Source organism: Nocardia arizonensis (assembly GCF_001310275.1).
GTDB lineage: Bacteria > Actinomycetota > Actinomycetes > Mycobacteriales > Mycobacteriaceae > Nocardia > Nocardia arizonensis.
The window spans coordinates 66281-79372 of the sequence record NZ_LGYZ01000049.1; the positions used below are offsets into that span (position 1 = coordinate 66281).

14 protein-coding genes are annotated in these 13092 nt (G+C 70.1%); 4 read left to right on the forward strand and 10 right to left on the reverse strand.

What is annotated here, in order from left to right; translation table 11 throughout:
- Positions 1-10: 10 nt before the first annotated feature.
- Genes APZ21_RS08340 through APZ21_RS08365 form a run of 6 tightly spaced genes read right to left on the reverse strand, consistent with a single transcriptional unit; the run spans position 11 to position 4969 of the window.
- The gene (locus APZ21_RS08340) at positions 11-499 is read right to left on the reverse strand and encodes a hydrogenase maturation protease (protein WP_054812657.1); all 489 of its coding nucleotides are present in this window, start codon (positions 497-499) and stop codon (positions 11-13) included.
- Entirely contained in the window at positions 496-1788 is a 1293-nt protein-coding gene (locus APZ21_RS08345) for a Ni/Fe hydrogenase subunit alpha (protein WP_054812658.1), read from the reverse strand. The genes APZ21_RS08340 and APZ21_RS08345 overlap by 4 nt, the downstream gene beginning before the upstream one ends.
- Positions 1772-2545, reverse strand: coding sequence for an NADH-quinone oxidoreductase subunit B family protein (locus APZ21_RS08350; protein WP_054812659.1), 774 nt, complete (start codon positions 2543-2545; stop codon positions 1772-1774). Before APZ21_RS08350 ends, APZ21_RS08345 begins: the two co-directional genes overlap by 17 nt.
- Positions 2545-3375: an FAD/NAD(P)-binding protein gene (locus APZ21_RS08355; RefSeq protein ID WP_054812660.1), complete on the reverse strand. Its 831-nt coding sequence runs from the start codon at positions 3373-3375 to the stop codon at positions 2545-2547. Before APZ21_RS08355 ends, APZ21_RS08350 begins: the two co-directional genes overlap by 1 nt.
- Entirely contained in the window at positions 3372-3854 is a 483-nt protein-coding gene (locus APZ21_RS08360) for a Crp/Fnr family transcriptional regulator (RefSeq protein ID WP_204249067.1), read from the reverse strand. The genes APZ21_RS08355 and APZ21_RS08360 overlap by 4 nt, the downstream gene beginning before the upstream one ends.
- Positions 3851-4969, reverse strand: coding sequence for a 4Fe-4S dicluster domain-containing protein (locus tag APZ21_RS08365; RefSeq protein WP_054812661.1), 1119 nt, complete (start codon positions 4967-4969; stop codon positions 3851-3853). The genes APZ21_RS08360 and APZ21_RS08365 overlap by 4 nt, the downstream gene beginning before the upstream one ends.
- A gap of 206 nt (positions 4970-5175) precedes the next feature.
- Between APZ21_RS08365 and APZ21_RS08370 the strand changes: the two genes are divergently transcribed.
- A complete protein-coding gene (locus tag APZ21_RS08370; RefSeq protein WP_054812662.1) occupies positions 5176-5832 on the forward strand; it encodes a hypothetical protein in 657 nt (218 codons plus the stop codon).
- A 144-nt stretch (positions 5833-5976) separates the two neighbouring features.
- The gene (locus tag APZ21_RS08375) at positions 5977-6252 is read left to right on the forward strand and encodes an SHOCT domain-containing protein (protein WP_307586990.1); all 276 of its coding nucleotides are present in this window, start codon (positions 5977-5979) and stop codon (positions 6250-6252) included.
- A 73-nt stretch (positions 6253-6325) separates the two neighbouring features.
- On the opposite strand, the gene APZ21_RS08380 is transcribed toward APZ21_RS08375, so the two are convergent.
- From APZ21_RS08380 to APZ21_RS08390, 3 genes are read right to left on the reverse strand one after another with little or no spacing between them, the layout of a single operon-like run.
- On the reverse strand, positions 6326-7780 hold the full coding sequence (locus tag APZ21_RS08380; RefSeq protein ID WP_082392934.1) for a serine hydrolase domain-containing protein: 1455 nt from the start codon (positions 7778-7780) through the stop codon (positions 6326-6328).
- On the reverse strand, positions 7780-8802 hold the full coding sequence (locus APZ21_RS08385) for a universal stress protein (protein WP_239476546.1): 1023 nt from the start codon (positions 8800-8802) through the stop codon (positions 7780-7782). The genes APZ21_RS08380 and APZ21_RS08385 overlap by 1 nt, the downstream gene beginning before the upstream one ends.
- A 54-nt stretch (positions 8803-8856) precedes the next feature.
- Positions 8857-9666: a hypothetical protein gene (locus APZ21_RS08390; protein ID WP_156370866.1), complete on the reverse strand. Its 810-nt coding sequence runs from the start codon at positions 9664-9666 to the stop codon at positions 8857-8859.
- Between the two features lie 239 nt (positions 9667-9905).
- Here APZ21_RS08390 and APZ21_RS08395 point away from each other — a divergent pair, with 239 nt between their 5' ends.
- Positions 9906-10313: a hypothetical protein gene (locus tag APZ21_RS08395; protein ID WP_054812665.1), complete on the forward strand. Its 408-nt coding sequence runs from the start codon at positions 9906-9908 to the stop codon at positions 10311-10313.
- Positions 10314-10553: 240 nt separating this feature from the next.
- On the opposite strand, the gene APZ21_RS08400 is transcribed toward APZ21_RS08395, so the two are convergent.
- On the reverse strand, positions 10554-11723 hold the full coding sequence (locus APZ21_RS08400; RefSeq protein WP_054812666.1) for a site-2 protease family protein: 1170 nt from the start codon (positions 11721-11723) through the stop codon (positions 10554-10556).
- Positions 11724-12074: 351 nt separating this feature from the next.
- Here APZ21_RS08400 and APZ21_RS08405 point away from each other — a divergent pair, with 351 nt between their 5' ends.
- Positions 12075-12986 (forward strand): universal stress protein, encoded by a 912-nt coding sequence (locus APZ21_RS08405; protein ID WP_054812667.1) that lies wholly within the window; start codon positions 12075-12077, stop codon positions 12984-12986.
- The last annotated feature ends 106 nt before the right edge of the window (positions 12987-13092 follow it).

A 13092-nucleotide genomic window follows, 5' to 3' on the forward strand; every position in this document is an offset into this window, starting at 1 on the left:
ACCGCCGAGGTCACCGGCATGGCGGCGGTGTCGGACCGATGCCGAGACGCGCGAGTTCGGCCAGCACCGCCGCCACCGCCTCGGGTTCGGAACGCGCCACTGCTTCGGACAGACCGACGCCGAGGTCGACGCGTTCGGCCTCGACGGCGACGACGACTAGTTCCCCGGGCAGACGACCGAGCGCACGTCCGAGGGGTACCGCCTCCGGGACGCCGAGCGCATGGGAACTCGCGGCATGGGCGAGGCCGTGCAGACCGTCAACGGTGGTGCGCCATATCCGCCCCGGCGTCGAGGGTTCGCAGAGGACGGCGTCGACCACCACGGCCAATTCGGCGCCGGACCACATGTCCAACAACGCGGTCGGCTCGCCGTCACAGGTGCGCACCCGGACATCCGGCAGTGCCAACTCGTCGAGACGAGCGGCGACCACCGGCCCGATTCCGTCGTCGCCGCGGAATTCGTTGCCCACGCCGATCACGACCGCGCGTGGGGCGGTCACCGGCCCAGCACCTCGAGGTCGAGGAAGTGGGCCGAGCAGGAGATGCAGGGGTCGTAGTTGCGGATCGTGCGTTCGCACAGCGCGGTGAGCGCGGCGTCGTCCATGTCGAGGTGGTCGGCCACGACGTCACGCAGATCGTCCTCGATCGCGGTCTGGTTCTGCGCGGTGGGCGGCACGATGACCGCGGCGCGGACGATTCCGTCGGCGTCCAGCTCGTAGCGGTGATACAGCAGCCCCCGCGGCGCCTCGCTGATCCCGTGACCCACCCCCGCGCGCGGCGGCACCGGCACCGACGCACGCGCCGGCGGCTCGTAGGCGTCGATGAGCCGCAGCGCCTCCTCGACCGCGTAGACGACTTCGACAGCGCGAACGAGGATGCTGCGGAAGGGATTTCGGCACTCCGTGCCCAGACCGACCTGTGCGGCCACCTCGCGGGCGAACGGCGAGAGCCGAGCGTGGTTCAGCGAGTACCGGGCCAATGGACCGGTGAGGTATCGCTTGCCGTCGAGTCGGGCGTGCAACGCGGTCGAATGCGCGACCTGGTGCTCGGCCACGTGATCGCCGAACGCCGACGGCGGGAACACCGTTCCGCTGCCGGTGCGCAGGTTGCCGTCCTCGATCGCGTACCGGTCCGGCGCGACGGCGGCGAGCAGGTCGTGGTCGAGCGTGCGGTCCGGGAAATCGAACTCGGCGGCCGCCAGCGCCGTGTCCACGGCGAAGTCCTGTGCGCGGCGCAGTGATTCGGCCACGGGGGTCAGCGCCGCGCGGCTCGGTGTCGAGTAGAAGCCGCCGAGCCGGACGTTGATCGGGTGGATCGACCGGCCTCCGAGGAGTTCGAGCAGCGCGTTGCCCGCCTTCTTGAGCGAAAGGCCCCGCTCGACGAGTTCGCGGTGATCGGCCGCCAGGGAGATGGCGTCGGGGTAGCCGAGGAAATCCGGGATGTGCAGCAGATGGATGTGCAGGGCGTGACTGGCGATCCACTCACCGCAGTACAGCAGCCGCCGCAGATCACGCAGGGCCGGGTCGAGTTCGATCCCGCATGCCTGTTCCAGCGCGTTACAGGCGCTGGTCTGGTAGGCGACCGGGCAGATTCCGCAAATCCGCGCCGTGATATCCGGCGGCTCGGTGTAGGCGCGGCCACGCAGGAATGCCTCGAAGAAGCGCGGCGGCTCGTAGATGCGCAACTCCGCGCGGTCGACCCGTCCGCCGTCGACGGTCACCCGAAGCCCGCCCTCGCCCTCCACCCTCGCCAGCGAGCCGACCCGTAACTGCCTACTGCGATGGCTCATCGTCGCTCCTGTCGGCGAACTCGGGGGCAGCGGCGGCGTAGGTGGCGAACACGCGGTCGATGTCGTCGGTCGACATGCCGTTGACCCGCAGGATCGGCAGCAGCGCACCGACGTTCGGCTTCGTCATGGGGCCGAAGCAGCCGTAGCAGCCGCGCTGGTAGGTGGGGCACAGCGCGCCGCATCCGGCGTGGGTGACCGGTCCGAGGCAGGGGGTGCCGTTCGCCACGGTCACGCAGGTGTTGCCGCGCCGCTTGCATTCGGTGCACACGCTGGTGTCCGGTAGATCGGGGGCTCGTCCTTCCAGCAGCGCGCACAGGGTCCGCACCAGTTGGCCGCGGTCGATCGGGCATCCGCGCAGTTCGAGATCCACCCGAACGTGCGCGCTGATCGGCGTCGCGGTGGACAGCGTCGCGATATGTTGCGGACTGGCGTAGACGACGGAGGCGAACTCGGCGACGTCGGCGAAGTTGCGCAGCGCTTGAATGCCGCCGTGGTTGGCGCAGGCGCCGATCGCGACGAGTACCCGTGACTGTGCGCGGATCTCGATGATCCGCCGCTGTTCCTCCGGGGTCGTGATCGAGCCCTCCACCAGCGACACGTCGTAGGGCCCCGGCCGGACCGCGCTGCTCGCCTCGGTGAAGTGGGCTATGTGTATCCGGCCCGCGAGCGTCAGCAACTCGTCCTCGCAGTCGAGCAGCGTGAGCTGACAGCCGTCACAGGAGGTGAATTTCCAGACCGCGAGCGTGGGAGTGTCCATCACAGCTCCCGCACCGAGAGCAGGGGTTCGGCCACCGTATAGTCCACCACGGGCCCGTCCCGGCAGAGCAGCAGTCCACCGAGCTGACAGTGCCCACACCGGGCGACACCGCACTGCATATTGCGTTCCAGCGAGACCCGGATATCGCCGGCCGCGACGCCCTTGCGCAGCAGCGTCTGCGCGCACAGGCGCATCATCGGCTCGGGACCGCACAAGAAGGCCGTGGTGCGGGCCGCGTCGAGGGCGAGCCGGGCCAGCGGTTCGGTGACGAAACCTACCGGCCCGTTCCAGCCGGGCGCCGGCCGATCGACGGTGTGGTGCACCTCGGCCGCGCCCGATGCGTGCCAATGCCCCTGATCGCGCCGGAACAGGATGTCGGCCGGGGTGCGGGCGCCGGTGAGCACCACCACCCTGCGGTATGCCGCGCGCCGGGCGAGCGCGCCGAGCACCACCGGGCGCAGTGGCGCGAATCCGACTCCGCCACCGACGATGACCAGATCGCGCCCGTCCGCGGACTCGATGTCCCAGCCCATGCCGAACGGCCCGCGCACTCCGATCAGGCCGCCGACGCGGGTGTCGCACAACGCGCGGCTGATCGCGCCGACACCGCGGACGGTGTGCTCCACGACGTCGTCGCCCGCCCGCGGGTTCCCGCTGATCGAGATCGCGACCTCGCCGATGCCGTACCGATACAGCATCATGAACTGTCCCGCTCGGAACCGCGGCGCGGCGGTGGCGACCGGCCGCAACCGCAGCGTCACCGTGTCCGCCGTCTGCGGCGTCCTTTCGACGACTCGGTACGGCCGCATGACCTCGTCGACGCGGTTCATCGTCTCGCCTCCACCCGGAGTTCGGCGGGCTCGGCGTAGAGGTCGAGCAGGCGGGCCCTGGTGGCGTGCAACCGATCCAGCACCGCCGTCAGCAGCATCCTGGTCAGGGCGTGGCCGAATTCGGGATCGGTATCGCCGAAACGGGTCAAGGTGGCCGCGTCGAACTCGATCGCCCGGACCGGTTCGGCGGTGCGGGCCCCGAACTGCCATCGGTAGGGCGGCACCAGCCAGGACCAGCCGAGCAGATCCCCCGGACCGAGCGTCTGCACGACGACCTCGCCGCGTCCCGGTACGTGCGCGTCGAGCACCACCTGCCCCTGCGCGATCAACCAGCATCGGTCGGCCCGACCGCCTTCCACAAGCAGCCGATGCCCGCCCGGATAGCGGACTTCGCTCGCCGTCCGCGCCAACGTCGCCAGATGCGCGGCGTCGAGTTCGGACAGCGGGGCGAAGCGCGCCAGTTCCGCGGCCGCGATCACGTCGGGCTCTCGGCATCGGCGGCGAAACGCGCGACCTCGACGGTCAGATCGATGCCCGCCGGACACCAGGCGATGCACCGCCCGCAGCCCACGCAGCCCGAGGTGCCGAACTGGTCGTACCAGGTGCTCAACTTGTGGCTGAGCCATTGCCGGTAGCGGGCGGCGCCGGACTGCCGGACACTGCCGCCGTGCAGGTAGGAGAAGTCCAACTCGAAACAGGAGGCCCAGCGCTCCCAGCGTTCGGCGTGGTCGCCGGTGAGATCGGTGACGTCCTCGGTGCTGGTGCAGAAGCAGGTCGGGCAAACCATGGTGCAATTGGCGCAGGTCAGGCACCGGGAGGCGATCTCGTCCCAGCGCGGTGACTCCCGGGAGTCGCCGATGAGCGCGCGCACGTCGACATCGGGCATGGTGCGGCCCATCCGGTCGGTGGCCGCGATGACGGCCGCCCGCGCGTCGGCGAGTTCCGCCGGTCGCGCGGTTCGCGTGGCGAGTGCGGCCAGTACGTCGTCGCCCGCGTCGCTGCCCACCTCGACCAGGAAGCGGTGCCCGAACTCGTCGACGCGCTCGGTGAGCGCCAGGTCGTATCCCGCCCCCGCGGCCGGTCCGGTCCCCATCGACGCGCAGAAGCACACGCCACCGGGTTCGGTGCAGTTCACCGCGATCACGAACAGCCCGCGCCGCCGAGCCGCGGCGGCCGGATCCGGGTATTCGCCCCCGTCCAGTACGTGGCTCAGCACGGCGATCGCCGCGAGATCGCAGCCGCGCACACCGAGCAGTGCCAGCGGCGTCCGCGGTTCGTCGGCCGTTTGCAGGGTCAGGTCGGGGCCGGATTGCCACACCTTCCGGCGGGGCGGATGCAGGAATTGCTTCCACGATCCGGGTCCGGCGGAATGAGCGAACACCGCTTCGTCCGGGCGGCGGAACACCCGGTAACGACCGGGCGCGGTCTCCACACCCCATCCCCCGGGCAGCTCCGTCCCGGACTCGAGGTCGTCCAGCACGATCGCGTCGTCGCGAAGGCGCGGGCCGATCACGCGGAATCCGCGCGCTCGCAACACCTCGATCATGTGGTCGAGGCCGGCGCGGTCGATCATCACGGTATCGCCGATACTCATGCCGACACTCCCGTCGCTGGGTGTTCGCCCGATTCGAGTCTGGTCGTATCCGAACGCGAGGGTCAGGGCCGAAGGTCCTCTCGACAACGGCCCCACGCACCGGAAGAGCCGTCGCTCAGCCGCTCGTCGAAACGAAGACCATGGTCGATTCCGGCACGGGTCGAAGTGCCCTTCAACCGTCTCCGATTCCGCGAGACCGTATCGGTATGAACAAGACGACGGCGATCGGAATCGGGATCGCGACATACCTTGTCGGACTGGCGGTGGGCTACCAGGCGCTGGTGCGCGATCGCTGCCTCAACTGGGGTTCGACCTCCGACGAGGTGAAACGAACGATGCCCGGCGACGATCTGCTGCCCACACCCGACATCGTGACGACCAGATCCGTCACCATCGACACCGAACCCGCCGCGATCTGGCCGTGGCTGGTGCAGATGGGCCCCGGCCGCGGCGGCGCCTACACCTACGACTGGATCGAGAATCTGCTCGGGCTGGACATGCACAGCGCCGAGGAGATCCTGCCGCAATTCCAGAACCTCGCGGTCGGAGACGAATTCACACTCGGCGAGAGCGGACCGACACTGCGCGTGGCGGTGCTCGAACCCGAACGGGCACTGGTCTTCCGCTCGACCGACGGACATTGGGTCTGGGCTTTCGGGCTCTACCCGGACGGCGGCGGCACACGATTGGTCAGCCGCAACCGGATCGCGTTACCCGGCGCCGCCGCACCCGTCCGGCTCTTCAACCGGTTGATCATGGAACCGGGGAGCTGGGTAATGGAACGAAAGATGTTGCTTGGCGTCGAACAACGCGCCGAACGCGGCACCGCGACCGTACCGGTCGTCGCCGCGGGTCGGACCTGAGCAGCCGAGGAGCAAGAAGGCGGACGTGATGGACATGGGTTCACCGATGATGCAGGTGATGCACGCGATCATGATGTGGATGCAGGACCTCGGCCTGTTTCCGCCGATGACTATGCCGATGTGAATCGGTGGAGAGTAGCGGTGATGATGTGGTACGGCCCGGGAATGGGCGGATGGGGCTTGGGGCTGATGGCCGTGAGCATGATCGTGTTCTGGGCGCTGGTGATCGCGGGGATCGTCCTCCTGGTCCGTTACGCCAACGGTGCGCCGCCGTCCACCACGGTGACCCCCCACCGCCCGGACCCACAGCGGATCCTCGCCGAACGGTACGCCCGCGGCGAGATCGATGACGAGGAATACCTCCGGCGCACAACGACTCTCGCCACCGGCGCGGCGCACTCCGACGGCGCCGACGGCTGAGCGGGCCGCACGCCGGCTCGCTCGTCGCCCCCTTGCCACGGGGGCGCACTGCGACATCGGCGGAATTCGACCGTCAGCTACCGGAGGATCGGGCCGATCGCGTCGGGCGGCGGTGCGCCGTGATCGGTGCGGCCTCCAGGTACATCGCGGTGGAACCGGACAGGGGCGAGGGCGCGAAGACGACGCGCAGGCTGCCGAGACCGTGCTCGGCGAGGTCGACGCGGAAGACCCACGGGTCGTCGGGATCGTCGGGGTGCAAGGGTATGCCTCGATACAGCGCGGGCAGCGGGCTGAGCACGCGCAGGACCAGTCGCCCCCCGCGGACCTGAACACGCAGGCCCGCGCCGACCATCGCTCGGGTGCGCACGTCGGTGAGCCGTCGGGGCACGCGGTAGTCGCCGCACAGCGCGTCCCAGATCGCAGGCCGCTGGGGGAGGTCCTCGCGGATGCCGTCCTCCTCGGTACCGAGTAGCCGCCGCATCAGGTTCGAGGTCTCGGCGGGCAGCCACAGCACCGCTCGATGCGCGCCGTTGGTGAACGCCATCACCCCGACTCTGTCCTCGGGCGCCACCCATATCTGCGAGTCGAAGCCGGTGAGGACGCCTTGGTGTTCCACCAGACGATGCCCGCCCAACTCGGCGCGGAAGAAGCCCAGTCCCATGCCCGGTAGCCGCGAATCCGGTTGATAGTGCGGCTCGAACATCATCGCGAGGGTGTCGGCGGCGAGTACCGCGCCGAACTCGTTCGCGCCGCCACCCATCAGCGCCGCGAGATAACGCCCCATGTCGCGGGCGGTCGAGTACGCCGATGCCGCGCCCGCGGTCACCATTTCGCGCATCGGGACGGCCCGCGGTCCGCGGCGGTGGAATGTGTAGCCGGTCGCCAGGCGCGCCTGCGGATAGCCCCACGGCGACAGGCTCGTGTCGTGCATACCCAACGGTTCGAAGACGTGCTCGCGCAGGTACACCGCCAGCGGCACGCCGCTGAGATCCTCGACGATCTGCCCGAGGGTGGCGAAACCGTGGTTCGAGTAGGTCCATCGCGTTCCCGGTTCCGCGTGCACCGCCAGCGCGCCCCGGTAGTACTCGGCCAGGGTTGGGACGGCACGCCCCGGCTCGACACTCTCCCCGAAATCGGGGAGCGCGAGCCTGCCGGGGCGCGCGGTCTCGCCGATGCCCGCGGTGTGGGTCAGCAGGTGCCGCAGCGTCGGCGGCGGGAATTCCGGTCTGTCCGTGACCAGACGATAGGCGCGTAGGTATTCCTGTGCGGGCGCGTCGAGGTCGACCCGGCCTTGTTCCCACAGGCGCATGACCGCGATCGCGGTGAACGTCTTCGTGATCGACGCTATACGGAACACCGTGTCCTCGGTGACCGGTCGCCGCGCGGCGGTATTCGACATGCCGTGCGCTGTCAGGGATTCCACCCGGCCGTCGCGAATCACTGCGATCACCGCGCCGACCATCGCGCGACGTCCGAGCATTCCGGCGACCGCGCCGTCCACCTCGCCTCCGATAGCACCCGACACCATCAACTCCCTCCCTCGCCTGGCGTGGCCGCCGACGAACCGGCCCGCGCCACGATCGGCCGCGAGTCCGCTCGGTCGTCCGCACCGACGGCCGTCGTGCGCGGGATGTGCGCCGTCGGCGCGGCGACCGGGTGCACCACCATCACCGGGCACGCGGCGTGCTGGACCAGAGTGTTCACCGTCGAACCGAACAGCAGGCCCGCGAATCCGCCTCGGCCCCGGCTGCCGACGACCACCAACCTGGCCTGTTTCGACATCGCCAGCAAGCAGTGTCCAGGTTCGGCCGTCCGCACCTGCCTGCGCACCCGCACGCGCGGATACCTCTGCCGCCCTCTCGCGAGCCGTTCGGTGAGGATCGCGTCGGCGAGCCGGTCGGCTTCGTCGTCGGGACGGCCGGTCCTGTCGTCGAATCCCGCGTAGGCCCAATCGTTTCGGCAGTGGACGGCGACGAGTTCGGCCCCGCGCGCGTCGGCCTCGGCGAACGCGGCGGCGATCGCGGCCGCGCAGGACGGATCGTCGTCGACGCCGACAACCACCGGTCCGACCCGGCCGATCGCGCCGTCCGCGTCCGTTTCGCCCCGGACCACGACGACCGGTCCCTCGGCGTGAGCGGTCACGGCAAGCAACGTCGAACCCAGATGCGCGATCGTCCCGGTATTGCCGGTCGCACCGAGCACCACGGCGTCCGCGTCGTGACTGTGCTCGATCAGCAGACGTCGTCCGCTGTCGGTCGCGAGCTCGCTCGACACGCGCAGGCCGGGTGCGACGGCCAGCGCGATGTCCTCGGCGCGGGCGAGCACCCGTTGGCCCTGCTCACGCACCGTGTCGATGACCGAGGGCAGCAGAATCTCGTAATCCCCTGCCACCCAACTGGTTCCGATCGACTCGCAGCCGTGGACGATCAAGAGTTCGCGACCGCGCGCGGCCGCGAACTCCGCGGCCCACCGCAGGGCGGCCCACGATCCCTGTGACCCGTCGACGCCGACGACGACGCGGTCCGAACTCACCGCGGGGGATACGCTCATCGCCGTTCCTTCCATTGGAGCCGATCTCGCCGCCCGGGCACGCGTCCCGGGCCGTCAGGACATCTCCCCGCTCGGCGGAGGCGATCCGGGTGACCTGACCACTCCGATTCGACCAAGCCCCGCCCCGGCGAACCAGGGACCGCGGTCCCGTCGGCGCGGGACATTCGTCGCCATCGACGATGGCGAAAGTAGGCGCACCAGGAACCAGCCGGTGATCGCGGCCATCACCGCGGCCATCAGCACACCGCCGACCACCCCGATGGCCAGAACCACCACCCGCGTCTGTCCCGGCTGCCACAGCGGGGTCGTGAACGCGGTGAAGGCGCCCAAACCGCCCAACCAGGCCAGCGCGGTCGCCCAGATCCACCGGACCGCGCCGGGTATAAGTCTCCGCAGGACCAGCCACTGGGCCACACCGATCGAGGAAAGCAGCACGGCGCCGCCTATCGCCGCGGCCGCGACCACGGCGATCGGGGGCCAGCCCGCCAACCCGTCGGTCAGCATCGGCACGGTACCCACCGACCACGCGACCAGCGCGCCGCATATCGTCGCCCCGATCCATCGGATCGACCGGAACTCGGCGATCACGGCGCGCAGGACGCGAGCCTGGAACCAGCCGAGGATTCCACCTTCGATCACGCCCGCGAGCAGCAGAGCCGCCGCGGCGATCGACGCGGCGGCGTCCACGGTCAGCGCGCCGGCGGACGCGGGGGCGAGAAATCCGAGGAATTCCCCCGCCGTGACCCCGACGAACCAACGCCGCCACAACGTCCGACGGCCACCGTCGGCGAGGGGCCCGCTCGAACCTTCGACTCGCGCCGACGATGCCGAATCGGCATTCGTGGACCGATCTTTCCGGTACATATCCCGAGTCTCACCGATCCGGGTCGTTCCGGGCAGGGGTACAAGGCCCTCTCTTCGGCATCGACCGCACGACACCGGCCGTACGACCGCCCGTCGCGGCGGCGGGACCGAAGGCGGCCGAACCCGGGGCGACGTTGGTCCTCACCGCCGGGGTACTGCGCCTCTGCCGGACCGAGGGCGACAACGGCGACACTCGACGCGGACCTCTACCATCTACGGCCCGACCTAGCGGAGGCACCATGTCGACCCTGGCGCAGCGACGCACCGAACGTCGTCTGCGCACGGCGCTGGCCGGAATCGCCGCCTTCGTGGCGTTCTGGGCATACGCGGGTGCGATCGGACTCGCCTGCGGCGCGATCGACCTCGGCGCAGACGCCACGGCCCGGCTGCCGTTCGGCAGTCCGGTGTTCGCCGCGACGATGCTGACCCTGGTGGTCGCGATTCCCATGACGGCCACCGTCCCCGCCGCCGCCCGCCCCGGCCCCGGCGTCATCGCCATCGGCGCGGGCAGCGGTCTGCTGCTGGTCGGCTGGATCGCGATCCAGCCGTTCGTCGTGGACCGGGTCATCTGGCTACAGCCCGTATTCGGGGTGCTGGGGTCGGTGATGTGCGTCCTCGCCTACGCGCTGTGGCGGCACCGCCACTGAACGAACCGAACCACGCCGACGGAAGGAAGACATCGTGAACTGGCCCCTCGCGGTGGTGATCATCGCCATCGTCTTCGCACTGATGGTAATCATCACCACATATCTGTCGACCAAACGCCAATGACACCTCGCGACCAGGTACCGCCCGCGTCCGCGACCCGGCACCGGTAGCGCCGCCGACAGCGTGACCGGCCGGTCATGACCCCGGCCGGTCACGCGGCGCACCGCGACGCGGCTTCGTCACCGCGAACCTTTCGAGTGGTCTACCGGTGTGCGTGCCGGGCGCGGCGACAGCCCGAGGGCGGTGCGCTGACAGGTCGCGGTGAGGTCGGTGGAGGTCACCACCCCCGTTATCCGGCCATCGGGTCCGACCGCCGCGACGAGATCGAGGTTCGGCCGCAGCACCGCGCGTGCGACCACATCGCGGAGCAGGACCTCGTCGCCGACACGCATGGTCGTGGGCAAGGGCCGGGCCACCGCGCCCACCGACGCCGAGGCGCGGGTGGTATCGGGCAGTCGAAGCACATCAGACCACGACAGGACCGCGACCGGACGACCGTCCGCGTCCACGACCGGGAATACCCGATGGCTGGTGTCGGCCACGGGAGAGTTCAGGAACTCGACCAGCGACCAGGCCGCCGGGACGGTGACCGGGTCGGCGGTCATGACGTCGCGGACGCGAAGGTCGCCGAGGCGATGACGCAGTCCCGCGAGGGTGAGTTCGGCATTGGCGGCGCTGAACAGGAACCAGCCGAGCAGCATCAACCACAGTCCGCCCGCGTTGCCGATCACCAGCAACTCCGCCGCACCCAACGCGAGCAGGCCGCCGCCGCACCAGCGGCCGCCGCGGGCGGCGACGGTCTCGGCCCGCAGCCGGTCACCGCTGGCGCGCCACACCACCGCGCGAAGTATCCGTCCGCCGTCCAGAGGTGCGGCGGGTATCGAATTGAACACGGCCAGCACGATATTCATCGCCGCCAACCACCCGAGCGCCGATGCGACGAGTTCGCCGCCCGCGACCGCGCTCACCGCCGCGGCCGCGAAGAACACCGCGCCCAAGCCGACGCTCATCGCGGGTCCGGCCGCCGCGATGCGCAGATCCGCTCCGGCGTCGGGCGCTTCGTCACGCAGTTCGGACACCCCGCCCAGCAGCCACAGGACGATCCCCTCGACCTGCACGCCGTTGCGCCGGGCGATCACCGAGTGCGCGAGCTCGTGCGCCACCAGCGAACCGAACAGACCCGACGCACCCGCCACGGCCACCAGCCACGCCCCGATCGATCCACCGTAGGCATGGGTGAGCGCCCCACCCAGCATCCACGTGAACAACCCGACGGTGATCAGCGCCGACCAGTGCACCCCGATTCGGATACCCGCGACGCGACCCAGAGGGACCGTTGCTTTCAACATCCCGACACTCCTCTCCACGACTCACCGGCACCGCGACCGGCTCATGCGTCAAGCCTGATCCCGTCTCCGCGGCGGCCCTAGGGACCAAGGTCGGGGGCACGGAGGCCACTCGTCCCGCACACCGCGGCCGTACACTCGATTCGGGTCGGGCGTGGGGTCACCGCCGAGGGGGTTCTTTGGTCACACACGGCGGGGCAGGACTGCCCTTCTGACCGAACCACGAATCCGACAGTCTCGGGACATGACGATTCCCGCACACTACGCACGGGGCGCGGTCCCCGCGGCGCCGTCGGGTGTGCACCGCGGCCGCCGTCGCGGCTGACGGCAAGTACTCGCCGGAAAGGTCTTGCGATGAACACCCGACCCGATGTCCCCGATTCGAATGTTCCCGCGCCGGTTGTCGTCGGCGTCAACGGTTCCGCGGGCAGCCGTCCGGCCCTGCGCTGGGCCGCCGAGACCGCCGCACGCCGTCATCGCCCGCTGCGCGTCGTCTTCGGCCTCGACCTGTTCCGGCTGAGCACGACCGTCGAAGGACGCGAGGTCATCACCCCGTCGATCATCGACTCGGTGCGCGAGAACGCCCGCACCGTGCTGGCCGAGGCGGCCGGGGTCGCCCGCGAGATCGCACCCGACCTCGACATCGACACCGAGGTCTGCGACGACTCCCCCGCCAAGGCGCTGATCGAACGATCCGAATCCGCGCACCTGGTCGTCCTCGGCGCCACCGGCGACGCGGGCACCCTCTCCCACCTCGGCTCCACACTGCTCAACGTGACCAGCCACGGTCACGGGTCGATCGTCGTCGTACGCGGTACGGGGACGGACTATCCGCACGAGGGACCGGTCGTGGTCGGCACCGACGGCAGCCCCATCAGCGAAGCCGCGATCGCCGCGGGATTCGCCGAGGCGTCCGCGCGCGGTACGAGTCTGGTCGCCGTGCACTCCTGGAGCGATTGGGACGCGGGGGAATTCGTCGGCAAGCATCCCATCGTCATAGACGCGAACCAACTCGAGACCGCCGAGCAGGCCATACTCGCCGAACGTATGGCGGGTTGGCAGGAGAAGTACCCGGACGTCGAGGTCACCCGCAAGGTGTATCTGGCCGGCCCGGTCCAGACGCTCATGCAGTGGTCCGCGCACGCGCAACTGCTCGTGATCGGCAGTCGCGGTCGCGGCGGATTCGCGGGCCTGCTGTTGGGCTCCACCAGCAACTTCCTCGTCCAGCACGCCAATTGCCCGGTCCTGGTCGCCCATTCGGGGTGAGCCACCGGCGTGCCGCCGTTCCCACGCTCGCCGCGCCGTCGCCTTCGAGTCCGCTGAGGGTTTTCGGCGCGGCGAGCGTTCGCGCGACCGATCCGGCTAACCTGGC

What these genes read in the sequence shown, in the direction of transcription:
- APZ21_RS08345 (WP_054812658.1), bottom strand. Translation starts at nt 1,788, where the DNA reads ATGAGCCATCGCAGTAGGCAGTTACGGGTCGGCTCGCTGGCGAGGGTG.
- APZ21_RS08350 (WP_054812659.1), bottom strand. Translation starts at nt 2,545, where the DNA reads ATGGACACTCCCACGCTCGCGGTCTGGAAATTCACCTCCTGTGACGGC.
- APZ21_RS08355 (WP_054812660.1), bottom strand. Translation starts at nt 3,375, where the DNA reads ATGAACCGCGTCGACGAGGTCATGCGGCCGTACCGAGTCGTCGAAAGG.
- APZ21_RS08365 (WP_054812661.1), bottom strand. Translation starts at nt 4,969, where the DNA reads ATGAGTATCGGCGATACCGTGATGATCGACCGCGCCGGCCTCGACCAC.
- APZ21_RS08370 (WP_054812662.1), top strand. Translation starts at nt 5,176, where the DNA reads ATGAACAAGACGACGGCGATCGGAATCGGGATCGCGACATACCTTGTC.
- APZ21_RS08375 (WP_307586990.1), top strand. Translation starts at nt 5,977, where the DNA reads ATGATGTGGTACGGCCCGGGAATGGGCGGATGGGGCTTGGGGCTGATG.
- APZ21_RS08380 (WP_082392934.1), bottom strand. Translation starts at nt 7,780, where the DNA reads ATGGTGTCGGGTGCTATCGGAGGCGAGGTGGACGGCGCGGTCGCCGGA.
- APZ21_RS08385 (WP_239476546.1), bottom strand. Translation starts at nt 8,802, where the DNA reads ATGAGCGTATCCCCCGCGGTGAGTTCGGACCGCGTCGTCGTCGGCGTC.
- APZ21_RS08390 (WP_156370866.1), bottom strand. Translation starts at nt 9,666, where the DNA reads ATGTACCGGAAAGATCGGTCCACGAATGCCGATTCGGCATCGTCGGCG.
- APZ21_RS08395 (WP_054812665.1), top strand. Translation starts at nt 9,906, where the DNA reads ATGTCGACCCTGGCGCAGCGACGCACCGAACGTCGTCTGCGCACGGCG.
- APZ21_RS08400 (WP_054812666.1), bottom strand. Translation starts at nt 11,723, where the DNA reads ATGTTGAAAGCAACGGTCCCTCTGGGTCGCGTCGCGGGTATCCGAATC.
- APZ21_RS08405 (WP_054812667.1), top strand. Translation starts at nt 12,075, where the DNA reads ATGAACACCCGACCCGATGTCCCCGATTCGAATGTTCCCGCGCCGGTT.